Source organism: Streptomyces sp. SID3343, from assembly GCF_009865215.1.
Taxonomy (GTDB): domain Bacteria; phylum Actinomycetota; class Actinomycetes; order Streptomycetales; family Streptomycetaceae; genus Embleya.
Genome location: NZ_WWJX01001307.1, coordinates 1 through 26,372 on the forward strand (window position 1 = coordinate 1; position 26,372 = coordinate 26,372).

Genomic DNA, 26,372 nt, shown 5'->3' on the forward strand with positions numbered 1-26,372 from the left:
GCCTGCGCCCACGGCGACCGCGTGATCGACGTGCTGGTGGCCGGCGGCGGTCCGGCCGGGCTGGCCACCGCGATCCACGGCGCCCTCGCGGGGCTGCGAGTGGTCGTGGTGGAGCCGCGCGGGGCGCCGGTGGACAAGGCGTGTGGGGAGGGCCTGATGCCGGCCGGGGTGGCCGCGCTTCGCGAGTTGGGGGTCGCGCCCGCGGGGCATCGGTTGGCCGGAATCCGCTACGTCGACGCGCAACACGCGGTGTCCGCGCGGTTTCGGGCCGGGCCGGGACTGGGGGTTCGGCGCACGGAGTTGCAGGGCGGGCTGTACGAGCGCGCGGTGGGCCTTGGGGTGGAGGTGGTCGCCGGGCGGGTGGACGCGGTGCGCCAGGACGCGGACGGCGTGACGGCGGGCGGGTTTCGGGCCCGGTGGCTGGTCGCGGCGGACGGGCTGCACTCGCCGGTGCGCGCCGGGCTCGGGCTCGCGCTGCCCGACGGGCGCGAGCGACGGTACGGGCTGCGCCGACACTTCGCGGTCGCGCCGTGGACGGACTTCGTCGAGGTGCACTGGTCGCCGTACGGCGAGGCGTACGTGACACCGGTCGGCGCCGATCTGGTCGGGGTGGCGGTCCTGGGTCCGCGCGGGCGGCCGTACGCCGAGCAGTTGGCCGACTTTCCCGACCTGCTCGCGCGCCTGACCGGGCCGGCGACGACGACGGTACGCGGCGCGGGTCCGCTGCGGCGGCGGGTACGCCGGCGGGTGGTCGGCCGGGTGCTGTTGGTGGGCGACGCGGCGGGCTACACCGACGCGTTGACCGGTGAGGGCGTCGCGCTCGCGCTGGCGTCGGCACGCGTGCTCGTGCAATCCCTGGTGGCGGGTCGGCCCGACCGCTACGACGCGCGGTGGCGGCGGTTGTCCCGCCGCCACCGCGTACTCACCGAGGCCCTGCTGACCGCACGCCGCCACGAACGCAGCGCGCGGCTGATCGTGCCGGCCGCGCATCGACTACCGGCGGTGTTCGGCGCGGTCGTGAACGCGCTCGCGTAGCAGCGGAGTTCAGCTCTTCGTCTTCGGTGGCGCCTCCGCGAACATGTCGCGGCACGCGTCGAGGCCGTGGATCTCGGCCTCGATCGTGCGATGTTCGCGCCACGCGTCACGAGTCAGGCGCAGCCGCTGCGCCACCCGAGGAGCGTCCTTGTCCCCCACGAGCACATCGAAGCCGTCGTCCACGTAGCCGAGTCGTCGCGACACCCGGAGCGAGGGCACGTTGTCGACCAGCGAGGTGGATATCGCCCACCGGGCATCGAGCCCCGCGAACGCGAGTTCGAGCATGCCCGCACGCATCTCGGTACCGAACCCTTGTCCCTGGTGGGCGCGCCCCAGCCACGAACCGGACGCGATCTCCCAGCGTTTCGGGAAGCCCCGCCCCGCGCAGTCCTGGACCCCGATCACGCGTCCCTCGTGCACGACGGCGAGCATCATGTGCCAGTCGGAGGCGCTCCACTGCGCCCACTTCGACCAGTAATAACGCAGCGCCGTCCGCCCCTTCTCCGGCTGCGGAACCTGCGTCCACGCCCAGGAGAACGGCATGTAGTCAGGCTCGTGGATACCCTTGTCGGCCAACTCGACAAGCGCGGCGAAGTCTTCCTGGGTCGCATAACGCAATTCGAGCCGAGGCGTCACAACCCGAAGCCCGAACAACGGCCAATAGTCACCGATCATGCCCCATCTTCTCGAGTGCCCTCCCCGATCGCGACCGGTTTCTTCGGCCTCGCCCGACCGTGTCGGGCCCGGCTGTGGCCGGACGGGCGGCCCGAGAAGCGGCCTTGGTGCCGTGTCACGTGCCTCCCGGCGGGATCGCTCTCCAGGGGAAGGCCGTCGGCCCTGTCGGCCGGGTGAAGCCCCTTGTCCATCGCGCGCCCTCGGGCCCGGCACGACGATGCGGACGAGCGCGGGAATGCCTTTGGAACGCACCCGTGTCAGTGCCGTCCGTTCAGCCCTGGGCCGCTTGAATGTAGGCAACGGCGTCGCCGACCTTCTTGAATCGCTCGACATCGGCATACCGCAGAGTCACCCGGAACTTCGCCCCGACGTGCTCGGCGATCACTGTCATCATCGACTCGTCGATGGCGAGATCCTCGGCAAAATGCTTCCCCAATTGAATGGTCTCGACGGCGAGGCCGGTCTCCTCGTTGATGATCTCCGCGAGGCCGTCGAGGATCTCACGCTCGCTCAGTGCCATGGAGTTGTTCCCTTCCGAAACGAACAGGCCGACGCCTCTCGGGAATGTCATCCCCGAGGGCGCCACATGATGCCATGCTTGACGTCGTGACCTCAGGTACTCGTGGCTCTGTGATCTCGGTCGGGATTGACTACATGGGGACCCCACACGCCCACCTGACAGCGTCTGTCGAGGACGCTTCCACCTTGTTGCGGTTCTTCGCCGATTGGGGGTTCTCGCCCCACGACGGGTGCGGGGAACTGTCCACCGCCTCGGCGCGGAACATCGTCGACGTCCTGGAGGTTTGGGCGGACCGGGCACGGCACAGGTGGCCTGCCGGCCGGGCCGTTGTCTATCTTGCCGGTCACGGGCGTCTGCACAACGGTCGGCACTACGTGTTGACGGCCTCCAGTCCGGAGAGCGGCCCCTATTTCGGCAGCAAGGCAATAGGCGCCGAGGACCTTGGTTCAAGCGGTGCTGAACAGCGGCGCGACATCAGGCTTGATCATGCTGGACACCTGCTACTCCGGTTTCGCCGCACACGAGATTCAGGAAGCCGTGGATCGAGCCGCCGCCTGCCAAGCAGGACCCGGAATGGACCTGGCGGTTTTGGTTCCGTCACTCCACCACGAGAAGTCGTACAGCGGGTTGTTCGTCAAGAACATGATGGCAGCGCTGCACGACGGGTCACTGGGTGGGCATTGGAAGGACGGCGATGAATTCGTGACCTTGTTCGAAATGCGCGAGGAGCTGCGGCTTCGCCTCGACGACGAACAGTGCGCTTACGTGGCTGGACGCGACGGCCTCAAGATCATGCCGAATCCGCGTTACCGGGCGAATGCAGCAGATCGCGCGGTCGAAATGGACGCACTCCTCGCACAACTTTCCGACGACGATCGGGAACACTTCCTCCGCAAGGCGGCAGGCACCGATGTGGGCAACTCCGGCTGGTTCTTCACGGGCCGGCACACGTCGTCCGCGTCTTTGGTGCTGTGGTTGGGCCGAAACGACCAAGGTCTCATGGTGGTTACCGGCGCCCCGGGAAGCGGCAAGTCGGCGTTTCTCGGGCGGCTGGCAGTGCTCGCCGATCCCGGCTCGCAAGCAGCCTGCCGGGTGCTGGGTCTCCTGGACGAAGGCAACGAACCGAATCCGGTCATAGGCACGTTCGACGCCGTCGTACTCGTCAAGAATCGTCGCGTCGACGATGTGGCTCGGGACATCGCGTACCAGCTGGACATCGACTTGTCCGAGTCGTCCAGTCCACCACGCGACCTTGTCCTGGCCCTGCACGACAGTGGGCGGCGGGTGACGGTCCTGGCCGACGCCTTGGACGAGGCGGAGCAGGGTGAAGAGGTGTTCATCGCCCGCGATGTCCTGCGAGCCATCGCCGGACTCCCCGGTTGCCGAGTGATCGTAGGAACACGCCGAGACCGCGACGGCCGAACCATCGCTCGACATACCGCCGTCGACGGCTGCGAAGCCACCGACGCCGGGCCGCTCATCGAGTCCCTTCGGCCGCGCAGGGGCGCGTTCGAGATCCTCGACCTCGACCTCGACGACGACACGGACCGAGACATCGAACGGTACGTCGAGATCCGGCTCGCGGCGCGGGCGATGGACGTGGCCGCCGACGGGTCCCGACGATGGCCCACCGAGCGGCGCAGGCGGATGGCCGCGCGAGAGGTGGCCAGGCAGGCGGGCCGGGTGTTCCTCTACGCCCGCTTCGCCGTGAGCGCGTTGGAGGCACTACCAGAGGACGTGGTCGAACTCCCGCGGTGGTACGGGCAGTTGCCCGGAGCGGCGGCAGAGGCGGGGCTGCACCGGATCTTCGGCGAGGACCTGAAACGGTTCGAGGACCCGGTCCTGGTCACTGAGGTGCTCACCCCGCTGGCTTTCGCCCGGGGCAAGGGCCTGCCACGCCGACAGATCTGGCCGGAGCTGGCGACCGCCCTCGCCGAGGACCGCTCCGGCCGCGCGTACAGTGCGGCCGACATCTCGCGCGTGGTTCGCGAAGCAGGTTCCTACCTCATCGAAGGCACGGAGGACGGGCAATCCGTCTTCCGCCTGTATCACCAATCCATCGGTGATTTCCTGCGAAGGGAGGCGACCCGTGGCAACTGAATCCGACATCGAAGCCGTGATCGTCAAGCGATTGCGAGCGCTGGCCGATGCGGACGGCTGGGAACGTGCCAACCCCTACACGGCGCGCTACCTGGCCGCTCACGCTCGGGCCGCGGGCGGGCTGGCTGCACTGGTCAGCGATGCGGGGTTTCTGATCGCCGCCGATCCGGAGATCCTCGCGGCGGCACTGGGCACGGGGTTGGACCGCGGGCTGCCCGATCTGGCGCGCCTGTATCTGCGCTGTGCGCACTTGATGCGCGGGTTGCCGTCGAGCGAACGTGCGGCGGTATTGGCTCTGACCGCCGCCGAGCAGCGCGAACCGATCGAGTTGACCCCCTCGGCCGCCGCTCCTTGGTGGCCCCGGTGGGCGAGGTCTCCCGTCACCCCGTTCCACCGAGTCCTGGAGGGCCACACGGGATCGGTGCGGTGCGTCTCGACCGCCGTCCTGGACACCGGACCGGTGGCGATCACCGGCGGTGAGGACCGTACCGTCCGGGTATGGGACCTCACCGTGGGCGCAACCATCCGCGTCTTCGAGGGGCACACCGCAACCGTTCGATCCGTCGCCACCACCATGCTCGAAGGCCGACTGTCGGTGGTCACGGCAAGTGACGACGGCACCATCCGGGTGTGGGACCTCGCCGACGGGCGTTTGGTGCGCGTGTTCCAAGGCGAAGGCCGCTGGGTCGGAGCGGTAGCCGTCGGCGTGGTGGAGGGTCGATCGCTGATGGTCAGTGGCGGCTCCGATCGGACGGTTCGGGTGTGGGACCTCGCCGACGGCATTGTCCTTCGGGAACTCCAAGGCCACACCCGGAGCGTGCGCGCACTGGCCATCACGGAGTTGGAGGGTCGCGCCGCGGTCCTCAGCGGTGGCGCCGACGGAATGGTCCGGGTGTGGGACCTCGCCGACGGCACTCTCCTCCAGGAACTCCAAGGCCACACGGGGTGGGTGCTCGGCGTCGCCGGGGGGCTGGTCGACGGACGCCCGACGGCGGTCAGCACGGGTGACGACCACACCGTCCGGGTGTGGGATCTGACCTGCTCGGCTCCACCCAAGATCTTGAACGCTCACACCGGGTGGGCGCGTTCGGTGGCACTCGTGCCGAACAGTCGGCTCGCGGTGACCGTCGGCGCCGATCGCACGGCCAGAGTCTGGAACCTGGTCGAGGGCACCGAACAACAGGTGCTGACCGGTCATCTCATCGGCGTGCACGGCGTGGAGACCACGATCGTGGACGATTGGACGGTTGCCGTCACCGTCGGCGGGGACGGAACCGTCCGGATCTGGGACCTGTCCGACACCGCTCCCCGAGCAAACGACGTCACCATCCACACCGACCGTGTGTTGTCCGTCGCCACGGCCGTGCTGGACGAGCGTCCCGTCGCGGTCTCCGGCGCAACCGACCATACGGTTCGCGTTTGGGACTTGGCGCGGGGTACGCCGACGGCCGTTCTGCACGGGCACACCGGTTGGGTGGGTCGGGTCGAAACCACGGTTGTCGACAACCGCGCCATCGCGGTCAGTGCCGGGGCTCACGGTGAAGTGCGTGTCTGGGACCTTGCCAGTGGCCGACAGACCATGTACCTGCAGGGGCACGACAGTTCGGTGCTGGACGTCGACGCCGTCGTGCTCGGCGAACTGCCCCTCGCGCTCTCCGCCGGCAACGATGCCACGGTACGGGTCTGGGATCTCCGGGACGGCAGGCAACTGCATGTCCTGCGTGGTCATTCGGGTGGCCTACGGACCGTTTCGGGGGCCATGCTGAGTGGCCGTCCGATTGCGGTCTCCGGCGGCACGGACTGCACGGTTCGGATCTGGGACCTGGCGGACGGTCGCCAGTCGAGAGTGCTGGACGGGCACACCGCGTGGGTGCGCGAGGTCGCGGTCGTACCGGGTCGGCCGACTGCCGTCTCGGCCTCCGATGACGGCACTGTGCGCATCTGGGACCTGATCGACGGGTCCGAACAGGACGTACTCACCGGCCACGTGGGCCCGGTGCTCACGGTCAACGCGGCCGTGGTCAATGGCCGGCCGATCGCGATCAGTGCCGGTGAGGACGACACCGTACGGGTGTGGGACCTGGACCGCGGGCGGCATCTGCGCATTCCCCTTTCCGGCTGCTATGACACGGCGATTCATGGCACGGTCCTCGTCGCGGCGACCCATCTCGGAGTGTGCGCCCTGGACCTGATGGAGGTTCGGCCTTGACGAACGACGGACGGCGGGCGCGCATCGCCCACGGCGACATAGCCGTGGTCATCCCTGGGATCCTCGGAAGTACTCTGATCCGCGGCCGGAAACGAGTGTGGGGATACCGTCAGGTCGTCACGAATGTCCAACGGCTCGGTCATCGGCTGACCGAGGACCTTTCGCTGCCGACGGCTGCGTTCGCGGATCCGGAGTTCGGCCACGACGACGGGGTCACCGCCGACGGGATGCTCAAAACACTCAGCATCCTTCCCGGATTCGTGGCGATGGACGGCTACGACCGCCTCGTGCAGGGACTGCGCACTTTGTTCGCGCAGGACGCGGATGCCGTTCAGGAATTTCCGTACGACTGGCGACAGTCCAACGAACACTCGGCGGCTCGCCTGGGGAGCTTCGTGCAAGGGGCGCTGGTCAGAAGACGGGAAGCGTTCCCCCACGCCAAGGTGGTACTCATCGGGCATTCCATGGGTGGACTGGTCGCCCGATTTTTCGCGGAGTGCCTGGACACACGACGCGACACACGCAGGGTGGTTACCATCGGCACCCCCTATCAGGGTTCGATCAAGGCATTGACCCTGCTGGCCAACGGTTTCGTACGTCTTGGTCCGAGAAAATTCGCATTGGGCGAACTGGCCCGATCGCTGCCGTCCGTGGCGGAACTGCTGCCGGTCTATGCGTGCTTGGGGCCGTCGCCGGACCAATTGACGCCCATCGCCCACGAGTCCGCCGTGTCGGATGTTCCCGGGCTTCCCGCTGCGGCTCTTACCCGTTCCCGGGTCTTTCACGAGCGTCTGGCCTCCGCCATTGTCGCGAACGGCGACGGCAGGCCCACCTACCACGCGCTGTTGAGCCACTGGCAGACCACCGATCAATGGGCCTGCGTCGATCGGGGCGGGGAAACACGGCCACAGCCTTCGATCGGGTTCGAAAACGGTGGCGACGGCACCGTCTCACGTCTGTCGGCAACTCCTCCCGAATGGTCCGATGATGCCAACGGCGTGTACATCGCCGGACGGCACTCCACTCTCCAGCAGCAGGCCGAGAGCATCGTCCAACTGAAGGGAATACTCACGGCACAGCCGCGGAGAGCGCAGGCCTCGATCGACGGTATCTGTGTCGACGCGGCGCAGTACGCGGAATTGGGTGAGGATTGGGCGGTGGAGGCCACATCCGTCGAGGGGTCCGACCGCCTCGTGTTGATCCTGACCATGGCCGACGCCGAAAGCGGCTCTATGGCACCCGTTGCGGAAGTTCCCGTGCGGCCCATGGGTCAGGGCCGGTACCGCGCCGTTGTCCGTATGCACCGCGTCGGCATGTTCCGGTGGACGATACGGACCTCGCCGCAGTCGGCAACGCCGGTGGAATCCGTATCCGATGCCGTGCTCTGTTCCTCACTCGACTAGCTCCACCGTTTCGACGACAGCCGGCGCAAGCCGATGTCACACTGCCCGAGCCACGACGACGAGATACTCTTCCTCGTCGTCGCGTTCCGTCGTCACGTGCCATCCGGTGGCCTTCAGGAGACGCTGAATTTCGGCTCCGTCGAAGCGCTGCGATCGAAAGCAGTCGATCTCTTGGCCCTCGGTGAAAGGAATTCCGCCGGGGATCAGATCGTCGGCGAGGACGAGGGAGGTGCATAGACGCGCCGTGCCGGTGACAGCGCGGTCGATGAACTCGACGCGTAGTTCGAGGTGATGGTCCTCGAAGCCGGCGGCACGCAGAGGGATCATCATCAGGTCGCGCATGGGAGCCGTGGCATAGGGCTCGACCACGTTGTGACCGGCGGCCGGGGGCAGGAACACACCCAACGCCAGGACATCCGAAGGCCGACAGCTGTCACGGAGGTTGCGAAGCGTTCGGGCAGGGTCCTCGACGTTTCCGAGCGTGCCACCGAGCAGGCACAACAGCATTCCATGGTCTCGCTGTCGCCACGCTCGCACCGCTTCGATGGGACCGCTTTCGATGTCCCCCTGCGCAAAGTGGCTATCCGCCGGAGCGAAGGGCTCCAGGCGCGCACGAGCGACGCCGAGAAGCCGAGAACTGAAGTCGATGCCCAGGTAACGGCGGCAGTGCGGACGCCTCCGGTCGAGTTCCGTCAAAAATTGCATCGAATGCACGCCGTTGCTCGTGCCGACGTCGCAGAGCTGCGGAGGGAACTCACTTCCGGGGAGAGCCTCCGCGAGAACGGACACCTCGTGCTCGGATCGACCGTCCAAGTACTCGGCGAAGTTCTCCGCAGCAAACTGCATGTGCCGGTGCGCGGCCGCCCCCGAATAAAGGAGTCGGACCGGGAAGCGGCGCTCGCGAAGATGGCACAGCAGGGTGGCGCGTGCCAATTGGTCGTACTCCCCCGAGATCTCCACGGGCGCCTCGGCCTCTCCGGTCGCAGCGACTTCCCTAGATAAGCCATTCCCCGGCGCGCAGCAATTCACGGTCTTCGTGCTCGTTCAGTTCGCGCCAGGATTCGATGCGTTGTGGATCAAAGCGATAGAATCTGTAGTTCGCCGATTCCCGCGGATTCCAGCCACACTTCTCGGCATAGGCATCGCTGTACTCGGTCGCCAGATCGTCGTTTTCCACAAGGAGCGCAGAGGCTTCGATGAGGACGACATCACGGGTATGACCCAGAGCGACACGGGCTCGCCCGGTGGTCACAATATTCTGACCGGTCTGATTTGTCCGTACCGTGGCGATGAAGATACTGGTCCCATTCCACCAGAACGAAAGGGGGACCAGGCATGGATTTCCCTTGGCATCTGCCGTCGAGACCCACAGGTCTTTATCGGCTGCAAGATGCGCAAGAGCGTCTTTCTTGCGCTGTTCCGGTGTACGTGGCGCCTCCGTCATCGTGACTCTTCCTGTGCGCTGGGTTCCGGCGATGGAGCAGCAGGATACCTTCTCCGTGCGTGAATCCACCCCGGATCGACCCGGTCGATCGGTCACACCCTAGGAAAGCGGATAGATGCACCGGAAACCAATCTCGTTATGCCGATCGGTGATCAAATCCCGCCCTCGATACGACGTGGTCAGACACGGCGGGGGTGATGTCCAGGACCCGCCCCGCAGAACATGGAAGGCGTCCGGTCGGTTCATGAACTCGATCGGCCGTCTCCCCTTGAAAAAGGGATCCATATCCTGACGCGTGAAAAAGTTCGTTCTGGTCATCTCCCATACGTTCCCTGACATCTGCAGGGCCCCGTACGGACTCGCGCCCATCGGGAGCGCATCGGCGGGCAGCAAGGGGGCCGCGGGTCGGCAGGGCCGCGATCCGAACGGGAACTCTGGGGACTCCACCGTCACAAGGACTGCGTCCAGTTGTGCCAAGTCGTCCACCGCGCACCCGAAAGCACGTTCCACATACTGAACGAAGAAGGGCTCGAACTTGTCACCCCACGGGTAGGTTCTGCCGTCGACGCCGCGCGCGGCCTTTTCCCACTCGTCCTCACTCGGTAGCGCTCCGCCGGCCCAACGCGCGAAGGCCCATGCGTCGTACCAGTCGATGCCGACGACCGGAAGTTCAGGACGGTTGAATCGGGAATCGTGTCGGTGTGCGGGCAAGTGGTCACGACCGGCCGGCTGATCGGGGTGATCGAATTCCGTCGCTCCCGTCACCTCCAGCAGAAATTCCTGATACCGGAGGTTCGTCACCACGGTTCGGTCGATGAGAAACGACGGTATCGTGATCTCTCGAGGCGGATTGTCGGTGTCGTCCATCCGGAAAGGATTGTTCTCGGATGTGATGGCACCGGCCTGGAACGGTCCGCCTGGGACCAGAACAACATCGTCGTTTCGACACGAAGTCTTGCGCTGGCGGTGATGCGGTGGGCAGGCGGCGAAGAACTCGTCTTCCAGCTCGCGTAGGCGCTGCGGATCAGTCGAGTCGAAAAAGGAGAGCAGGGCTCGCTTGGTGAGGGAGGCTCCGCAACCGACCGGCTTCCTCAAACAATCGGATCTGACGAAATTGCTGGGCCACCCGGAAATACGAATCAGGTGTTCGACGCCCGGCGCGAGAGCGTGCCGCCGCACGGCATCGATACTGGTGAAGGCTACCGAGTCGACCGGATCGTGAACCCCGTCGACGACCACTCGTACAGCGACCGAGTCATCGTGGAAATGATCTGCCAGCAGTCGGATACACGATGCTCGAACTTGCCAATGTTCGTGCTGTTCGGCTTCGCGTAAGAGCCTGGGGAGGACGTCCGGATCAGCCGCGAGAACAGCAGCCTGCAAATCCTCGACGAGTTCCCGCGCCAACTCCCACGAGCTCAGGCCATCGGGCATCGACGTACTACCATTTGACGATCTGCTTTTTGCTGTCCCGGGTCTTCAGGAAATCGCCCGGGTCACCGTCGTCCGTGGGTACTTTCGCTGTGGATCCACTACTCTTTGGTTCCGCTTTCATGGACACAGATCCCCCCAAGCCCAGTCGAACGCTATGACGCAGCATAAGGGAGCGCTCGGCACTGTGTACGTGCTTTTTCGGTCACTCTCGTGCCGCTCATCGATGGGCGACGTCGCCCATCGGCTCCCCGTGAACCGTGTCGTGCCGCTCTTCGGCGACGACGGAACAAACGATCGCCCCACCCGACGTCCGACGCCCACCCGGCCCCACCCGGCTCGAAGCAGCCCGTCCGGCGTTCCGGAACGGAGCATCCGCCGGGCCCGCCGCAGGGGGTCAGCCCGTCGGGGCCGAGGGTCGCCCGTCAACGCCGGGGGCGAGCCCGTGGAGTAGTAGGTCGGCGAAGGCGTCGCCCACGTCGCGGGGGGACATCTCGCCGTCGACCTGGAACCAACTGTTCAAGTGGTGTACGCCGCCGAAGTAGTTGTGGGTGGCGATATCCGCCGACACGTCGGAGCGCAGCAGCCCCTCGGCCTGCCCTGCCTCGATCAACGCGCGGAACCGCTCGTGGTACCGCCGGCGTTCGGCCCGGATCTCGGCCTGCTTGTCGGGTGCCAGCAGATGCATCGACCGGAAATACACGACCGCGTCGTCGAGGTTGTCCAATGTCGTCACCACGACGTCCGCCGCGGCTTCCCTCAGCCGGTCCACGACCGGCCCCGACCCGTCCGCGATCGTGTTCAACCGCTCGGTCTGCATTTCGAGCATGCGGTGGTAGATCTGCACGAGCAGATCGTCCTTGGACGCGTAGTAGTGGTACATCGCCCCCTTGGTGACCCCGGCCGCGGCCACGATCTCCTGGACCGACGTGCTCTCGAAGCCACGCTCGGCGAACATGCGCGATGCGATCCGCAGCAGTCGCCGCGGCAGCGGGAGATCGGAGCCGTCGTCGGCCTCGGGAACTGCCGGCGCCGCGTTGCCGCGCGTACGTACCGCCATGTTGGTCAACCTTTCGCGGGAGCGTTCGACGCTACCCTAGCCAAGATACCGACCGGTCGGTACCGTGAGTCGCGCACGTCACGTTTTGTGCACACCACGTCTGCGGAGAGATGGGGAGGCGCCCGGTGGAGTTCGGCTACGACGCACGGACCGAGGAACTGCGTGAGCGGTTGCTTGCGTTCATGACCGAGCAGGTATACCCGGCCGAGGCCGTTTTCACGGAACAGGTGTCCGATCCCGCCGCCGACCCGTGGGGCCGTCCGCAGGTGATCGAGGATCTCAAGGCCGAGGCGCGCAGGCGTGGTCTGTGGAATTTGTTCCTGCCCGGTGACGAGGGCGCCGGCCTGTCCAACCTCCAGTACGCGCCGCTCGCCGAGATCGCCGGCCGCAGCCCGCACCTGGGCCCCGAGGCGCTCAACTGCGCCGCGCCCGACACGGGCAACATGGAACTCCTGCGCGACTTCGGCACTTCCGAGCAGCGCGACCGCTGGCTCAAGCCGCTCCTGGACGGCACGATCCGCTCGGCGTTTTGTATGACCGAGCCCGACGTCGCGTCCTCCGACGCCACCAACATCACCACGAGCATCGTCCGCGACGGCGACGACTACGTGGTCAACGGCCGCAAGTGGTGGTCCTCCGGCGCGATGGCGCCCACGTGCGAGCTCCTCGTGGTGATGGGCAAGACCGACCCCGACGCGGCGCGGCACCGCCGACAGAGCATGGTGCTCGTGCCGCGCGACACGCCCGGCGTCGACGTCAGGCGCGGAATGCGCGTGTTCGGCTACACCGACGGACCGCACGGCGGACACGCCGAGGTCGTCTTCGAGAACGTGCGGGTGCCGGCCGCCAACCTGGTCGGCGAAGCCGGTGACGGCTTCGCGATCGCGCAGGCCCGGCTCGGTCCGGGTCGCATCCACCACTGCATGCGGCTGATCGGGATGGCCGAGCGCGGCCTGGAACTGATGTGCCGCCGCGTCGTCGCCCGCGAGGCCTTCGGCGGACCGCTCGCCGACCAGGGGGTGATCCAGGAGTGGATCGCCGAATCGCGGGTGCGCATCGAGCAGTTGCGGCTGCTGGTGCTCAAGACCGCGTGGTTGATGGACACCGTCGGCAACCGCGGCGCGCACCGCGAGATCCAGTCGATCAAGATCGCGACGCCGCTGACCGTCGAATGGATCCTGGACAAGGCCATCCAGGCGCACGGCGCCGGCGGCCTGTCGCAGGACTTCGTGCTCGCGTCGCTGTGGACGCACGCGCGCACGCTGCGCCTGGCCGACGGACCCGACGAGGTCCACCGTCGTTCGCTCGCGCATCGCGAACTCAAGTCCTACCGATCGGCGGCAGCCAAGTGACCGGCGCGGCAAGCGGCGACGACCGCCCCGTGGCCATCGTCACCGGCGCGAGTCGGGGCATCGGTTCGGGCATCGCCCGGGCCCTGATCGAACGCGGCGACCGGGTGTGCGTGACCGCCCGAGGCGCCGACACCCTGGCCGAGGTGGTCGCCGCGCTGGGCGGTCCCGAGCACGCGATCGGCGTGGCCGGCAAGGCCCACGACCCCGCTCACCAGGACGCCGCGATCGCCGCCACCCTGGAAGCCTTCGGCCGGGTGGACATGCTGGTCAACAACGCCGGGATCAACCCGGTGTACGGCCCGCTGCTCGACCTCGACCTGGACGCGGCCCGCAAGATCATGGAGGTCAACCTCCTCGCCGCGCTGGGCTGGACACAGCGCGTGCACAAGGCGTGGATGGGCGAGCACGGCGGCGCGATCGTCAACGTGTCCTCGCTCGCCGGGGTGCGGCCCGCCGTCGGGATCGGCTTCTACGGCGTCAGCAAGGCCGCGTTGAGCCACCTCACCGCACAACTCGCGAGCGAACTGGGCCCGCGCGTACGGGTCAACGGCGTCGCGCCGGCCGTGGTCAAGACCCGGTTCGCGACCGCGCTCTACGAGGGCCGCGAGGACGAGGTCGCGGCGGCCTACCCGATGGCCCGGCTCGGCGTGCCGGCCGACGTCGCCGGCGCGGTGGCCTTCCTGTTGTCCGAGCAGGCGAGTTGGATCACCGGCCAGACCCTGCTGGTCGACGGCGGCGTGAGCCTCGCGGGCGGTGTCGGGTGACCGCGGTCGGCGGGGCGGGTGTGGTGATCACCGGCGCGGGCGCGGGCATCGGCGCGGCCCTGGCCCGCCGCTTCGTCGCCGAGGGCGCCCGCGTGGTGGTCAACGACCTGGACGCCGACGCGTGTCGCACGGTCGCCGCCGAGGTCGACGGCATCGCGCTGCCCGGTGACGCCGCGTCCGAGGAGGGCGTCCAGGCGCTGGTCTCGGGCGCCCGCGCGGCCTTGGGCGCCGAGATCGACATCTACTGCGCGAACGCCGGCGTCGGCGAGGGTTCCGGTCTCGACGCCTCGGACGCGGCGTGGGACCGCTCGTGGGACGTCAACGTGATGGCCCACGTCCGCGCCGCGCGCCTGCTCACCCCCGCGTGGGTCGAGCGCGGCCGAGGGCACCTGATCACGACCGTCTCCGCGGCGGGCCTGCTCACGATGCTGGACGCCGCGGCATACTCGGTCACCAAGCACGCCGCGTACGCCTTCGCCGAGTGGATGTCCGTCACCTACGGCGCCAAGGGCGTCACCGTCCAGGCGGTCTGCCCCCTGGGTGTGCGCACCGCCATGCTGGGCGCGACCGGCGAGGCAGGCCGGCTGGTCCTGGACGACGGCGCCATCGAACCGGAAGAGGTGGCCGAGGTGGTCGTCGAGGCGGCCGTCGCGGGCACCCCGTTCCTGGTCCTGCCCCACCCGGACGTGGCCCGGATGTACGCGGGCCGGGCCGCCGACCCGGACCGCTGGCTCAAGGGCATGCGCAAACTCCAGGCCCGTCTGGAGCCCGACCCGCCCGCGTAGTCGCCAAGTCGTGGGCGCACGACGGGTTCTGCTCCGCCGCCCACTGCCGGCCGGTGCGAACGCGGATGGCGGCCGGGCGCGTTCGGGCGCCGGCGGGTGGGTTCCGCAGGTGCCCGAACCGGTCAGCCGGACCGCAGCGCCGCCAACCGGTCGGCGAACGGCACCACGTCCTCGAACTCCGGCGCCGCGACCGGCCGCGGCTTACCCGTCACGGCGTCGGCCAACTCGCCACCGGCACGGGCGATGCGTGCGCCCAGACCGTCGGCGCCGCCTCCGGCGCCCCAGTCGTCGGTGGCCGCGTACACCGCAGTGGGCACGACCGCGGCACGCAGATACGCGAACAGCGGGCGCACCGCGAACTCCAGGGCGAGCGAGTGGCGCGCGGTGCCGCCGGTCGCCGCGATCAGCACCGGCTTGCCGATCAGCGCGGTGTTGTCCACGACGTCGAAGAAGGACTTGAACAGGCCGCTGTAGGAGGCGGTGAAGATCGGCGTGACCGCGATCAGCGCGTCCGCCGCCGTGACCGCGTCGATCGCGGCCCGCAGCGCCGGGGCGGGATACCCGGCCACGAGGTGGTTCGCGATGTCCGCAGCCAGGTCGCGGAGTTCGAGCACTTCGACCGCCGGCTGGGCGCCGGACCCGCCTTCGACCAGGCGCTCACGCGCAGCCTCGGCGAGCCGGTCACCGAGCAGGCGCGTGGACGAGGGCTTGCCCAATCCGGCCGAGACGACCACGAGCTTGAGCGATTGCATCGTCTGCCTTTCCCCTTCTTCTCTTCGACTTCTCTTCGACTTCTCTTCGACTTCTCTTCGACTTCTCTTCGACGCGATACGGGTCAGAGCGCCCGTGTGACGCTCTCCGACGCGGACGCGGACGCCGACGCCGACTCCGACTCCGACGCCGACTCCGACTCCGACGCCGCGTCACGCTTCGCGACGAGCGCCGCGTGGGTGGGCCCGGCGGGGACGTCGGCCTTGCGGCCGGCCGCGAACTCCTTGCGCAGCACCGGGATCACCTCTTCGCCGAGGATGTCGAGCTGTTCGAGCACGGTCTTGAGCGGCAACCCGGCGTGGTCCATCAGGAACAGTTGACGCTGGTAGTCGCCGAACGACTCGCGGAAGGTCAGCGTCTTGTCCACGACCTCCTGCGGGCTGCCGACGGTCAGCGGCGTCTGCTCGGTGAAGTCCTCCAGGGACGGGCCGTGTCCGTACACCGGCGCGTTGTCGAAGTAGGGCCGGAACTCCCGTACCGCGTCCTGGGAGTTCGCCCGCATGAACACCTGGCCGCCGACCCCGACGATCGCCTGGTCGCGAGTGCCGTGGCCGTAGTGCTCGAACCGGTCGCGGTAGAGGTTGATCAGCCGGACGAAGTGCTCCTTGGGCCAGAAGATGTTGTTCGCGAAGAACCCGTCGCCGTAGTACGCCGCCTGCTCGGCGATCTCCGGGCTGCGGATCGACCCGTGCCACACGAACGGCGCCACACCGTCCAACGGACGCGGCGTCGAGGTGAAGCCCTGGAGCGGCGTACGGAACCGGCCTTCCCAGTCGACGACGTCGTTGTTCCACAGCTCGCGCAGGAGCGCGTAGTTCTCGACGGCCAGCGGAATGCCCTGGCGGATGTCCTGGCCGAACCACGGATACACCGGGCCGGTGTTGCCGCGACCCATCATCAGGTCCACTCGGCCGTCCGCGAGGTGCTGGAGCATCGCGTAGTCCTCGGCGATCTTCACCGGGTCGTTCGTGGTGATCAGCGTGGTGGAGGTGGACAGGATGATCCGCTCGGTCAGCGCCGCGATGTAACCGAGCATCGTGGTCGGCGAGGACGGCACGAACGGCGGGTTGTGGTGCTCGCCCGTCGCGAAGACGTCGAGACCGACCGCCTCGGCCTTGCGGGCGATGGCCACCATGGCCTTGATCCGCTCGTGCTCGGTCGGCGCCCGCCCGGTGGTGGGGTCGACCGTGACGTCACCGACGGTGAAGATCCCGAACTGCACGATGCTCACTCTTCTCGATTAGTGGTTGATCCTTCAACTGTTGCTGACTGGAATGGCCAACCGTGAAGAACTATTCCCACTCCTGCTTGTCAGGTCTCGTCCCGCAGGATGCGCAGGCTCACGGCCAGCTCCGCCTCGGTGACCCGACCGGCCTCCGCCGCGTCGCCCGCCCGGATCGCCGCCACCATCGCGGCGTGCGCGTCGGCGCCCGGGTCGGGACGATCCGCCCGCAGCCCCCGGGCGTCCATCACCGCGAGCAGGTCGAGCAGCCCCGGTCGCATCGTCACCTGGAACGCCGCGAACAGGTCCGTGAGCACGTCGTTGTGCGCGGCAGCGACGACGCGCGCGTGGAAGGCGATGTCCGCGTCGATGTACGCCTCGTCGTCGCCGAGCGCCGCCGCTCGCGCGGCGAGCCCCGCCGCCAGCGCGTCCAGATCCTCCTCGGTCCGCCGCTCGGCCGCCAGCATCGCGGCTCGCACCTCGATCAGGTTGCGCACCTCGTACACCTCGGCCGCCGACGCGCGGCGCAGCCGGGTCGTCCAGTCCACGGCCGGTTCGGTGGCGATCACCCAGATGCCCGACCCCTGGCGCGACTCGACCAGTCCCGCGCCCGCGAGGTCACGCACGGCCTCGCGCACGGTCGATCGGCCGATGCCCAGTTCCTTGCCCAACGCGATCTCGCCGGGAAGTTTGCTGCCGATCGGCCAGCGGCCGGCGGCGATCTGGGCGCGAAGCCGTTCGGCCGCCTGGCCGACCAGTGGGCTACGGCGCAGCGGGCCGAACGTCATCGCGTCACCTCTCAGGTTGTCCGACGAATTCTAACGCGGGGCAACGCTCTGCCCGCTCGTCGCCGCCCGATTCGCCGCCGCCAGGGTCGCCTGCACCGAGGCCGCCAGGATCGACGTGTCGATCCCCACGCCCCACCGGACGACACCGCCCACGCGGCATTCCACGTACGACGCCGCGTGTCGGTCCCCGCCGACGCCGATCGAGTGCTCGACGTAGTCGAGGATCTCCACCGCGCTCCCGGCCGCTGCGAGCGCCGCCGTGAGCGCGGACAGCGGCCCGTTGCCCTCACCCTCGATCGCGCGCCCGTCGAGCGTGCCGACGAAGCGGTGCCGCCCGGGCTCGACCTCCTCGGCCCGCCACTCCCGCACGTCCACCGGCGCCCGCCGGTCCAGGTACTCGCGTCGGAACAGGTCGTACAGCTCGGCCGCGCCGATCTCCTCGCCGCTGTCGTCGGTCGTGTGCTGCACGACGCGGGAGAACTCGATCTGTAGCCGGCGCGGCAGGTCCAGACCGTGCGCGCTCTGCATCAGGTAGGCGATGCCGCCTTTCCCGGACTGGCTGTTGACCCGGATCACGGCCTCGTAGTCGCGTCCGACGTCGGCCGGGTCGATCGGCAGGTAAGGCACGTCCCACGGCGCCTGCGCGTGCGTGCGGCCTGCCTCCTCCGCCCGCGCCGCGTGGTGCGCGAAGCCCTTCTTGATCGCATCCTGATGGGTCCCGGAGAACGCCGTGTACACGAGGTCGCCGCCGTAGGGGTGGCGGGCGTGCACGTCGATCCGGTTGCAGTATTCGACGGTGCGGCGGATCTCGTCGATGTCGGAGAAGTCGACCATCGGATCCACGCCCTGGGTGTACAGGTTGAGGGCGAGCGTGACCAGGTCGACGTTGCCGGTGCGCTCGCCGTTGCCGAACAGGCAGCCCTCGATCCGTTGCGCGCCCGCCAGCAGCGCCAGTTCCGCGCACGCGACGCCGGTGCCGCGGTCGTTGTGCGGGTGCACGGACAGGATCACCGCGTCGCGTCGGCCCAGGTTGCGGTGCATGTACTCGATCTGGTCGGCGTACACGTTGGGCGTGGCGATCTCGACGGTCGCGGGCAGGTTGTGGATCACCGGCCGGTCCTCGCTCGCGTCCCACAGTTCGGTGATGCTGTCGCACACGGTCAGGACGTAGTCGGGTTCGGTCAGGTTGAACACCTCGGGGGAGAACTCGAACCGGATGTCCGCTCCGGGCCGCGCGTCGGCGCCGCGGGCGACGTCCTCGGCGCCGGCGAGGATGAGCGCGTGCAGCGCGTCCCGGTCGTGTCCGAGCACGACGTCGCGCCAGGTGGGCGCGGTGGCGGTGTACATGTGCACCACGGCGTGCGCGATGCCCTCGATCGAGGCGTACGTACGCTCGATCAGATCGGTACGGGCGGCTGTGAAGACCACGATCGTGACGTCGTCGGGGACGGCGTCGCTCTCGGCCAGGTGCCGTACGAAGTCGAAGTCGGCACGACTCGCCGACGGGTAGCCGACCTCGATCTCCTTGTAGCCCATCGCTACGAGCAGGTCGAACATGCGGCGCTTGCGCGCGGGGTCCATCGGCTCGGCCAGGGCTTGGTTGCCGTCGCGCAGGTCGACCGGGACCCACAGCGGCGCGTGCTCGATGCGGTTGGTCGGCCAGCCGCGCTGCTCGGCGTGCACCGTGACCCGCTCGTGCGCGGGACGGTAGCGGTGGTGCGGCATGGAGCCGGCGCGTTGCGGGTTCCAGCGGGGTCGACCGTCGGGGACGGGGCCGCTCGGGGTGCGCAGGGTGGGGAAGGCGTTGCCGTTCACGATGGGCTTTCCTTGCCGTCGGAGGGACCGACCGGCAACGCCGAACCCCGCGGCGGGGTGCCGGTCGCGTCAGGCCCCGCCGCGGCGACCGAGAAGGAGGCCACGCAGCTTCATGGCGGGAAGACTAGCACAAGTTGTCAGACAACCTGATGTCTCGGTCGATTAGTCCGCGACACAGGCGGCTCAACCGGCGGAACTCCTCTGGCCGCGGAGGATCTCGACTCGCTGAAGACCTCGACCGGCGAAACGCCTCAACCGGCGGGACACCTCAGCCGGCGGAATGCCTCGACCGGCGGAACAAAGGGCGTGCAAGGAACCAACAGAGAGGAGGCGCCGGCCCGGTGCTGTCCGGAGGCGCCTCCCTGTGCCGACCGCGTGGAGTCGGGATACTCAGAGATTGCTCAGTTTCGCGTAGGGGCGGCAGATCCGCTCCTGACGCGACCCGAAATCGACAGTGACCGCGATGTCGTCTTCGACACCGACGATCCGACCGAGTCCGTACTGATCGTGGGTCACTCGCGCACCGAGTTCGAAATCCTCGATGATGGGGGCGACGGGGACGTTGAAGGGACTGGTGGGCAGAATGCGCCGGGTCACGGCTGACGTCGTCATCACCACCAGTATGCGCCTGTCGGGTGACGCGCGGGGCGTTCGGGGCCGCTCCGGGTGAAGCCGTAACCGGAAAGTGTCCCCACGAAGTACCCGGCCGAATCCCCTCGTGGCGCCCTGAACAGGACCGAATTGCCCCGCTCTTGACACCCCCGCAGGTCACACGCGACTTCGAAGCGCACCGTGCTCGCGCCACAGGCGCCCTTGTCGTTTCCAAACCTCGTTGGGCCGATCGGGCGAGCCCCCGAACGGATCGCCGACGCCTTCGGCATTCACTCCATAGCGTGACCGACTCGTCGATCGACGCTCGGCGAGGTCGAGCGCATGCGGTGGTGTCGGGTGCCGGCCGGAGGCATCCGGCCACGGCACTACGATCGGCGGATGAGTGACAGCACCGCCCCGACCGGCATCGAGCTGGTCAGGCCGCCCGAGGTCCTGCTCGCGCACGACGAGGTACAGGTGTTCCATGGCGGGATCCTGCGGACGCCGGCCGGGCTGTACACGACGATCGGCATGCGGACCCTGGCCCGGCCGAGCGGGCCCCGGCCGCCGGCGCCGCCGCTGTTCGGGCAGTACGGGGTCTCGGTCACGCGCTCGGGCGACCGGTTCGCCTACTCGGCGCTCGCCTCGACGCTGTCGGCGGGTGCGATCCGCTTCACGTCGTGCCTGTTCGGCCACGTCCCGGACGGGGACCTCGTGCTGGACGTGGTGCTGCCGACGATCCCGCGCCGGCTCGTGCTGCGCTTCGACTCGGACCGGCACGACGGCGCCGACCTCGCCCTGGTCGCGCCGCCGGCGATCCTGCGTTCGGCGAACGGCGTGACCCTGTGGCACGCGGGCGTCCTGCGGACCGAGGTCGGCCTGGTCACCCACCTGGAGGCGACCTCCTCGGACGACCGCGCGCTGGGCGGGGCGAAGTGGGACGTCGAACACGCGCCCTTGACGGTGACCTGGTCCGACCCCGCACCGCCGCGCGAAGCACCGCAGCGCGGCCGGGACTTCGTGAGCGTGGACAGCTACCACGCGGCGCCGGCGGCCGGCGTGTCCCTGGCCTGCCCGCCGCTCGACGTCGCGGTGGACGTGATCGGCCGGGGCTGACCGGTCAGGCCGTCTCGGCCGACGGCGAGTCGTCGTCGCCCGGCTCGGGCAGACCGAGCTTGCGCCGGATCCGCGCCGGGGCACTCGACCCCTCCGTCACACGTTCGAGCGCGGCGAACACCGCGCTCTCGCTCTTCGCGTCCGAGACGGCTGCCCACCCGACACCCATCCGGCGGTCGTCGCGAATGAGTTGCTCGACGTCGGGCGCGACGTCCGCCGGCCAGTTCGTCGCCGCCAACTTCTCGATCTCCTCGTTGTTGTCGGTGACCAGATTTCCCGCCCGCAGCCGGATCGTGCGCCAGTCCTCCCCGGCCTCGACCACTGCGTAGAGCTTCGTCATGGAGTCGTTGCGCGCCTCCACGATGCTCACGTACGCGAGCGCGGCTTCGTGCCGGCTCAGCGGCGGCCCGGTCTTGGCGGGCGTGGGTATCGGCTCCGCGTCGCCGCGGGTCGCGGCCACGTCGGCGGATTCCCCGTGGTCCCCGCGCGCGAGGTCCTGCGCGGCCCGTTGCCCGACACAGGCGGTCGCGGCGGTACACAGGGCCAGGGCAACAGCCGCTGCGGCAAGGGGCTTTCGCCATTCGATCTTCACGAGAACGGAACCTTAGGCCCACCCGCGAGCCCACCCGACGCCGCCCTCCCCCACCGGGCGCGGACCCCCGGCCGAGCACCCTCCCATGCTCGTCGGCTTTGCCATCCCATGGCTTTACGGTCGGCCGGCTCCCGACTATGTTTACGCCTGTTAATAAACGCACGTTAGGCTATGGGGGCGCCATGACCACCACGGGTACCGACACCGGCAACGGCGGCAGCAGCAGCAGCGCTACCGACACCGACAGCCCCGTTCCCGGGCCCCCGACGGCAGCGCCGCCGGATCCCCAGGGGCACCCCCGCCGGTGGGCCGCGCTGCTCGTGCTGAGTTCGACACTGGTCGCCGTCACGCTCGACAATTCGGTGCTCAACACCGCGCTGCCGTCGCTGGCCGAGGGGCTGCACGCGTCGACCGCCGACCTGCAATGGATCACCGACGCGTACACGCTGGTCTTCGCCGCGTTGCTGCTGCTCGCCGGCAGCCTGGGAGCCCGCTTCGGCGCCCGCCGGGCGCTGCTCGGCGGCCTCGCCGTGTTCGGCGCGGGGTCCGCCGTGGCCGCGCTGTCGTCCACGGCGACCGAAGTGATCGCGTGGCGGGCCGTGATGGGCATGGGGGCGGCGTTCGTGATGCCCGCGACCCTCGCGATCATCCTGCGGATGTTCCCGGTCGAGGAGCGCCCCAAGGCGTTCGGGGTGTGGTCGGCCGCCGCGGGCGTCGGCGTGCTGATCGGTCCGGTGACCGGCGGGGCGCTGCTCGCCCACTTCTCGTGGGCCAGTGCCTTTTGGATCAACGTGCCGCTCGTGCTCGGCGCGATCGTCGGCATCGTGCGCATCGTGCCGCCCGTTCCGCGGCAGAGCACCGGCCGACTGGACCTGCCCGCCGCCGTACTGTCCGTGGCGGCCCTGGCGGTCCTGGTCGACGCGATCATCGAGGCCCCCGAACGCGGCTGGACCGCCCCCGTCACGCTCGCCGAACTCGCCGCGTTCGCCGTGCTCGGCGCCGTGTTCATCGGGTGGGAGCTGCGCCGTGACGAACCCATGGTGCGGATACCGCTGTTCGCCAACCGCGGCTTCGTGGTCGCCGCCGTGTCGCTGGGCATCACGTTCTTCGTGCTCTTCGGCACCCTGTTCGTGCTGTCGCAGTACTTCCAACTCGTCCACGGGTACAGCCCGTTCAAGGCCGGGCTCGGGGCGATGCCGTTCGCGTTCGCGATGGCGACCATGTCGGCGCTGTCGGCGCTGCTCACCGGCCGGCTGGGCGTACGCGGGATGCTGACCGTCGGGCTCGGCCTGATCGCCGCCGGACTCGCGGTCCTGGCGCTGACCACCACGCCCGATACCCCGTTCGCCGCCATCGCGGGCGAGATGGCGCTGATCGGGGGTGGCATGGGCATGATGATGGCGCCGGCCGGCATGGAGGTCACCGCGTCCGTACCGCTGCGCCACACCGCGATGGCAAGCGCGCTCAACAGCGTGGTGCGCGAACTCGGTGGCGTGCTGGGCATCGCCGTCGTCGGCACCGTGGTGTCGTCGTACTACCGATCGACGATGGCCGACCTGCACCTGTCCGGCCCCGCCGAGATTGCCGCGCACGACCTGCCCGGCGCCCACGGGGTGGCCTCGCAGCTGCCCCCCGATGCCGCCCACCGGGTGACCTCGGCCGCCGATCGGGCGTTCACCACCGCGATGAACCACGGCGCCCTCACCGCCGCGGTCATCGCCGCACTGGGCGCGCTGCTGGTCGCGCTCGCCCTGCCGCGCCGGACGAACACCAAGGCCGCGACCGAGGCGGCGACCGCCCGGGAGACCAACAGCTCGGCCGGGCAGGCAACCTGACACATCGTCACCGACTTCCGCGGCGGCCGGGGCTCGGTCGGGGCCGCCGCGCGGGGGTCGAACCCGCACCCCGAGGAGGCACCATGCCCACGGACGCAGGCCGCCGGCCTCGTACGCTGGCCGTCATGGACGACCAGGGACCCCACCGCCGACGCAACCGCCGAGGGCAGGGCGCGCTCCTGCGCGACGACATCCTCGCCGCCGCGACCGCGTTGATCGAGCGCGACAAACACTCGGGCGATGTCACCCTGCGCCGGATCGCGCGCGAGGCGGAGATCACCGCGCCGTCCATCTACGCGCACTTCGACGACCTCGACGCCATCCTGGACACCGTCCTCAACGGCTACTTCGACGAGTTGCGCGACACGATCCGCACGGCCGCCGTCGCCGAGCCCGAGCCCGAACGGGCGCTGCTGGCCGGCTGCCGGGCGTACACCCGGTTCGCGTTCGACCGCCCCGGCCGCTACCGCGCGCTTTTCGACCGGATGCACCCGCCGACCGCCTCGCCCGCCGAGGCTCCGGCCACGCCGCTGCCGGCTCTGCCCAACCGCCTCGACGTGTTCCAAACGCTCGTCGACGCCATTCGACACACCGCGGAAGCCGGCCGTTCGGCGAGCACCGACCCGTTCGCCGAAGCCCTCGCGGTCTGGGCCGCGATGCACGGCGCGATCCTCCTGCGGATGTCGGTGCCGCTGTTCCCGTGGCCGGACGAGGGCCCCTTCATCGAAGCCCTGGTCCGGCGTACGGCCCTGTTGACCGCCTGAGCACGCCGTGTCCCGACCCGATCGGCGATACGGGCGTGCGATGTCGGCCCGGGACATGGAAGGCTGTACGGAAGGACCGCTACGAGAGCAGGAACGCACCATGGCTGACGAGACACCCGCGAACGAAGCAACCGAAGTGGCGGCGGAGCCCGAGACCGAGGCCGTCCCCGAGGACGAGACTCCGGAGGACGCGACCAAGCGCAAGTTCCGCGAGGCGCTGGCGCGCAAGCACGGAGCCAAGACCGACGGCGCCGGCGACGGCCCCGGCGGCGACGGTTCCAAGGGTGTGCACGGCGCGCACGGGTCCAACGCCCAGCAGCGTTTGTTCCGCCGCAAGAGCGGCTGAGTCCCGCGGCCGGAGACTGCCATCTTCTTCACCGGGTTACCGGGCAATAGGGTCACAACCGGCACGATCGTCACGACGATCGTGCCGGTTCGCGGTTCCTGCCCGCCCGGCGAAGGGATGCTTCTTCGTGTTCGACTACGACGTACTGGTGATCGGGTCGGGGTTCGGCGGCTCCGTCGCCGCGCTGCGGCTGACCGAGAAGGGCTATCGGGTCGGGGTCCTGGAGGCGGGGCGACGATTCGCCGACACCGACTTCCCCGAAACGTCCTGGAACCTGCGCGACTTCCTGTGGGCACCGGCCCTGGGACTGACCGGCATCCAGCGCATCCACGTGCTCAAGGACGTCGTGGTCCTGGCCGGCGCGGGCGTCGGCGGTGGTTCGCTCAACTACGCGAACACGCTGTACGAGCCGCCACAACCGTTCTTCGACGACCCCCAATGGGGCCACATCACCGACTGGCACGCCGAACTCGCCCCGTTCTACGCCCAGGCCAAGCGGATGCTGGGCGTGGTGCGGAACCCGCACATGACGCCCGCCGACGAGCACATGAAGGCCGTCGCCGAGGACATGGGCGTGGGCCACACCTTCCACCTCGCACCGGTCGGTGTGCTCTTTCCCGACGCGGGCCAACGGCCGGGCGAGGACGTGCCCGACCCGTTCTTCGGCGGCGCCGGGCCCCGACGGACCACGTGTACCGAGTGCGGCTCGTGCATGACCGGGTGCCGGGTGGGCGCCAAGAACACGCTGCTGAAGAACTACCTCTACCTGGCCGAACGGGCGGGCGCGGTCGTACACCCGGAGCGCACGGTGCGCCGGGTCCGGCCACTGGGCGGCGACGGCGACGGTTACGCGGTCGAGACGGTCCGCAGCGGGCCGCCGACACGGGGCCGCGCGCCGCGCACGTGGACCGCCGAACAGGTGGTGTTCGCGGCCGGGACGTTGGGCACCCAGCGACTGCTGCACAAGATGGCGGAGGAACGTACGCTGCCGCGCCTGTCCGGCATGCTCGGCCGATTGACCCGGACCAACTCCGAGGCGCTGCTCGGCGCCGTGGCACCGACCGTGGGCGTGGTCGACGCGACGCGCGGGGTCGCGATCACGTCGTCGTGGCACCCCGACGCGGACACCCACATCGAACCGGTCCGCTACGGCAAGGGCTCGAACTCGATGGGGCTGCTCCAGACGTTGCTCACCGACGGGGACCGGCCGCGCGTCCGGCAATTCGTGCGGCAACTGGTGCGCGAACCCGCCAAGGCGCGGCTCCTCAACGTCCGCAACTGGTCGGAGCGGGCGATCATCGCGCTCGTGATGCAGTCGCGCGACAACTCGCTGACCGTGTATCGCAAGCGCGGCCTGTTCGGCCGCACCCGGATCACCACGCGCCAGGGCCACGGCGAACCGAACCCGAACTGGATCCCGGCCGGCAACGAAGCCGTCCGCCGTATCGCCGACCGACTGGGCGGCGCGGCCGGCGGCACCTGGGGCGACCTGGCCAACGTCCCGATGACCGCGCACATCCTGGGCGGCTGCGTGATCGGCGACTCCCCGCGCACGGGCGTCGTCGACGCCTACCAGCGCGTCTACGGCCACCCGGGCCTACATGTGCTCGACGGCTCGGCGGTCAGCGCCAACCCGGGCGTCAACCCGTCCCTGACCATCACCGCCCAAGCCGAACGAGCCACCGCCCTATGGCCCAACAAAGGCGACCAGGACCCCCGCCCCAATCCGGGCCACCCCTACACCCGAACCCCCC

The 26,372-nt window shown here is 69.1% G+C and carries 24 protein-coding genes; 12 read left to right on the top strand and 12 right to left on the bottom strand.

Translation table 11 applies throughout. The features are described 5' to 3' along the window. Positions 1-21 precede the first annotated feature (21 nt). Positions 22-1,035, top strand: coding sequence for an NAD(P)/FAD-dependent oxidoreductase (locus GT354_RS41425; protein WP_161361841.1), 1,014 nt, complete (start codon positions 22-24; stop codon positions 1,033-1,035). Between the two features lie 9 nt (positions 1,036-1,044). Here the strand turns inward: GT354_RS41425 and GT354_RS41430 are convergent, their stop codons facing one another. Together GT354_RS41430 and GT354_RS41435 are read right to left on the bottom strand one after the other, a co-directional pair. Beyond that, positions 1,045-1,710, bottom strand: a complete 666-nt coding sequence (locus GT354_RS41430; RefSeq protein WP_202512869.1) for a GNAT family N-acetyltransferase — start codon at positions 1,708-1,710, stop codon at positions 1,045-1,047. Positions 1,711-1,981: 271 nt separating this feature from the next. Beyond that, a complete protein-coding gene (locus GT354_RS41435) occupies positions 1,982-2,230 on the bottom strand; it encodes an acyl carrier protein (protein ID WP_161361843.1) in 249 nt (82 codons plus the stop codon). A 453-nt stretch (positions 2,231-2,683) separates the two neighbouring features. On the opposite strand from GT354_RS41435, the gene GT354_RS41445 reads away from it, so the two are divergent. Genes GT354_RS41445 through GT354_RS41455 form a run of 3 tightly spaced genes read left to right on the top strand, consistent with a single transcriptional unit; the run spans position 2,684 to position 7,942 of the window. Then, a complete protein-coding gene (locus GT354_RS41445; protein WP_237535967.1) occupies positions 2,684-4,330 on the top strand; it encodes a hypothetical protein in 1,647 nt (548 codons plus the stop codon). Beyond that, on the top strand, positions 4,320-6,539 hold the full coding sequence (locus tag GT354_RS41450; RefSeq protein ID WP_161361848.1) for a WD40 repeat domain-containing protein: 2,220 nt from the start codon (positions 4,320-4,322) through the stop codon (positions 6,537-6,539). The genes GT354_RS41445 and GT354_RS41450 overlap by 11 nt, the downstream gene beginning before the upstream one ends. Further along, the gene (locus GT354_RS41455) at positions 6,536-7,942 is read left to right on the top strand and encodes a hypothetical protein (protein WP_161361850.1); all 1,407 of its coding nucleotides are present in this window, start codon (positions 6,536-6,538) and stop codon (positions 7,940-7,942) included. The genes GT354_RS41450 and GT354_RS41455 overlap by 4 nt, the downstream gene beginning before the upstream one ends. A 36-nt stretch (positions 7,943-7,978) precedes the next feature. Here the strand turns inward: GT354_RS41455 and GT354_RS41460 are convergent, their stop codons facing one another. The 4 genes from GT354_RS41460 to GT354_RS41475 all read right to left on the bottom strand — a co-directional run bounded on the left by GT354_RS41460 (position 7,979) and on the right by GT354_RS41475 (position 11,886). Further along, complete coding sequence (locus GT354_RS41460) at positions 7,979-8,902, bottom strand: L-histidine N(alpha)-methyltransferase (RefSeq protein ID WP_161361852.1); 924 nt, start codon at positions 8,900-8,902, stop codon at positions 7,979-7,981. Between the two features lie 34 nt (positions 8,903-8,936). After that, positions 8,937-9,386 carry a pyridoxamine 5'-phosphate oxidase family protein gene (locus tag GT354_RS41465; RefSeq protein WP_161361854.1) on the bottom strand — a complete coding sequence of 150 codons (450 nt, stop codon included), beginning with the start codon at positions 9,384-9,386 and terminating at the stop codon, positions 8,937-8,939. A 99-nt stretch (positions 9,387-9,485) separates the two neighbouring features. Further along, positions 9,486-10,820: an SUMF1/EgtB/PvdO family nonheme iron enzyme gene (locus GT354_RS41470; protein ID WP_161361857.1), complete on the bottom strand. Its 1,335-nt coding sequence runs from the start codon at positions 10,818-10,820 to the stop codon at positions 9,486-9,488. Positions 10,821-11,214: 394 nt separating this feature from the next. Continuing rightward, complete coding sequence (locus tag GT354_RS41475; RefSeq protein WP_237535968.1) at positions 11,215-11,886, bottom strand: TetR/AcrR family transcriptional regulator; 672 nt, start codon at positions 11,884-11,886, stop codon at positions 11,215-11,217. Positions 11,887-12,002: 116 nt separating this feature from the next. Here GT354_RS41475 and GT354_RS41480 point away from each other — a divergent pair, with 116 nt between their 5' ends. Genes GT354_RS41480 through GT354_RS41490 form a run of 3 tightly spaced genes read left to right on the top strand, consistent with a single transcriptional unit; the run spans position 12,003 to position 14,778 of the window. Then, on the top strand, positions 12,003-13,229 hold the full coding sequence (locus GT354_RS41480) for an acyl-CoA dehydrogenase family protein (RefSeq protein WP_161361861.1): 1,227 nt from the start codon (positions 12,003-12,005) through the stop codon (positions 13,227-13,229). 29 nt (positions 13,230-13,258) lie between these two features. After that, entirely contained in the window at positions 13,259-13,993 is a 735-nt protein-coding gene (locus GT354_RS41485; RefSeq protein ID WP_161361863.1) for an SDR family oxidoreductase, read from the top strand. Then, a complete protein-coding gene (locus GT354_RS41490; protein WP_161361865.1) occupies positions 13,990-14,778 on the top strand; it encodes an SDR family NAD(P)-dependent oxidoreductase in 789 nt (262 codons plus the stop codon). The genes GT354_RS41485 and GT354_RS41490 overlap by 4 nt, the downstream gene beginning before the upstream one ends. Positions 14,779-14,900: 122 nt before the next feature. On the opposite strand, the gene GT354_RS41495 is transcribed toward GT354_RS41490, so the two are convergent. The 5 genes from GT354_RS41495 to GT354_RS41515 form a co-directional block, all read right to left on the bottom strand. Continuing rightward, on the bottom strand, positions 14,901-15,530 hold the full coding sequence (locus GT354_RS41495) for a CE1759 family FMN reductase (RefSeq protein ID WP_161361866.1): 630 nt from the start codon (positions 15,528-15,530) through the stop codon (positions 14,901-14,903). An 83-nt stretch (positions 15,531-15,613) separates the two neighbouring features. After that, positions 15,614-16,771, bottom strand: a complete 1,158-nt coding sequence (locus GT354_RS41500) for an LLM class flavin-dependent oxidoreductase (RefSeq protein ID WP_161361887.1) — start codon at positions 16,769-16,771, stop codon at positions 15,614-15,616. Positions 16,772-16,860: 89 nt separating this feature from the next. Then, the gene (locus tag GT354_RS41505; RefSeq protein WP_161361868.1) at positions 16,861-17,559 is read right to left on the bottom strand and encodes an FCD domain-containing protein; all 699 of its coding nucleotides are present in this window, start codon (positions 17,557-17,559) and stop codon (positions 16,861-16,863) included. Between the two features lie 30 nt (positions 17,560-17,589). Continuing rightward, positions 17,590-19,374, bottom strand: coding sequence for a 2-isopropylmalate synthase (gene leuA, locus GT354_RS41510; protein ID WP_346012418.1), 1,785 nt, complete (start codon positions 19,372-19,374; stop codon positions 17,590-17,592). Between the two features lie 390 nt (positions 19,375-19,764). Beyond that, positions 19,765-19,986: a hypothetical protein gene (locus GT354_RS41515; RefSeq protein ID WP_161361871.1), complete on the bottom strand. Its 222-nt coding sequence runs from the start codon at positions 19,984-19,986 to the stop codon at positions 19,765-19,767. Positions 19,987-20,364: 378 nt separating this feature from the next. Here GT354_RS41515 and GT354_RS41520 point away from each other — a divergent pair, with 378 nt between their 5' ends. Then, the gene (locus GT354_RS41520; RefSeq protein WP_161361873.1) at positions 20,365-21,081 is read left to right on the top strand and encodes a hypothetical protein; all 717 of its coding nucleotides are present in this window, start codon (positions 20,365-20,367) and stop codon (positions 21,079-21,081) included. 4 nt (positions 21,082-21,085) lie between these two features. Here the strand turns inward: GT354_RS41520 and GT354_RS41525 are convergent, their stop codons facing one another. After that, positions 21,086-21,673: a hypothetical protein gene (locus tag GT354_RS41525; RefSeq protein WP_161361876.1), complete on the bottom strand. Its 588-nt coding sequence runs from the start codon at positions 21,671-21,673 to the stop codon at positions 21,086-21,088. Between the two features lie 182 nt (positions 21,674-21,855). Between GT354_RS41525 and GT354_RS41530 the strand changes: the two genes are divergently transcribed. The 4 genes from GT354_RS41530 to GT354_RS41545 form a co-directional block, all read left to right on the top strand. Next, the gene (locus GT354_RS41530; protein ID WP_161361878.1) at positions 21,856-23,508 is read left to right on the top strand and encodes an MFS transporter; all 1,653 of its coding nucleotides are present in this window, start codon (positions 21,856-21,858) and stop codon (positions 23,506-23,508) included. Between the two features lie 83 nt (positions 23,509-23,591). Next, positions 23,592-24,272, top strand: a complete 681-nt coding sequence (locus GT354_RS41535) for a TetR/AcrR family transcriptional regulator (protein WP_161361880.1) — start codon at positions 23,592-23,594, stop codon at positions 24,270-24,272. A gap of 100 nt (positions 24,273-24,372) precedes the next feature. Continuing rightward, on the top strand, positions 24,373-24,618 hold the full coding sequence (locus GT354_RS41540; protein WP_161361881.1) for a DUF5302 domain-containing protein: 246 nt from the start codon (positions 24,373-24,375) through the stop codon (positions 24,616-24,618). A 127-nt stretch (positions 24,619-24,745) separates the two neighbouring features. Next, positions 24,746-26,372, top strand: a 1,627-nt coding sequence (locus GT354_RS41545) for a GMC family oxidoreductase (protein ID WP_161361883.1), incomplete at its 3' end; no start/stop codon positions are given.

Bases quoted from the DNA above. Each gene is read 5' to 3' on its own strand.
- GT354_RS41520 (WP_161361873.1), top strand. From the start codon at position 20,365: ATGAGTGACAGCACCGCCCCGACCGGCATCGAGCTGGTCAGGCCGCCC.
- GT354_RS41515 (WP_161361871.1), bottom strand. From the start codon at position 19,986: ATGACGACGTCAGCCGTGACCCGGCGCATTCTGCCCACCAGTCCCTTC.
- GT354_RS41530 (WP_161361878.1), top strand. From the start codon at position 21,856: ATGACCACCACGGGTACCGACACCGGCAACGGCGGCAGCAGCAGCAGC.
- GT354_RS41505 (WP_161361868.1), bottom strand. From the start codon at position 17,559: ATGACGTTCGGCCCGCTGCGCCGTAGCCCACTGGTCGGCCAGGCGGCC.
- GT354_RS41495 (WP_161361866.1), bottom strand. From the start codon at position 15,530: ATGCAATCGCTCAAGCTCGTGGTCGTCTCGGCCGGATTGGGCAAGCCC.
- GT354_RS41430 (WP_202512869.1), bottom strand. From the start codon at position 1,710: ATGATCGGTGACTATTGGCCGTTGTTCGGGCTTCGGGTTGTGACGCCT.
- GT354_RS41540 (WP_161361881.1), top strand. From the start codon at position 24,373: ATGGCTGACGAGACACCCGCGAACGAAGCAACCGAAGTGGCGGCGGAG.
- GT354_RS41465 (WP_161361854.1), bottom strand. From the start codon at position 9,386: ATGACGGAGGCGCCACGTACACCGGAACAGCGCAAGAAAGACGCTCTT.
- GT354_RS41470 (WP_161361857.1), bottom strand. From the start codon at position 10,820: ATGCCCGATGGCCTGAGCTCGTGGGAGTTGGCGCGGGAACTCGTCGAG.
- GT354_RS41535 (WP_161361880.1), top strand. From the start codon at position 23,592: ATGCCCACGGACGCAGGCCGCCGGCCTCGTACGCTGGCCGTCATGGAC.
- GT354_RS41435 (WP_161361843.1), bottom strand. From the start codon at position 2,230: ATGGCACTGAGCGAGCGTGAGATCCTCGACGGCCTCGCGGAGATCATC.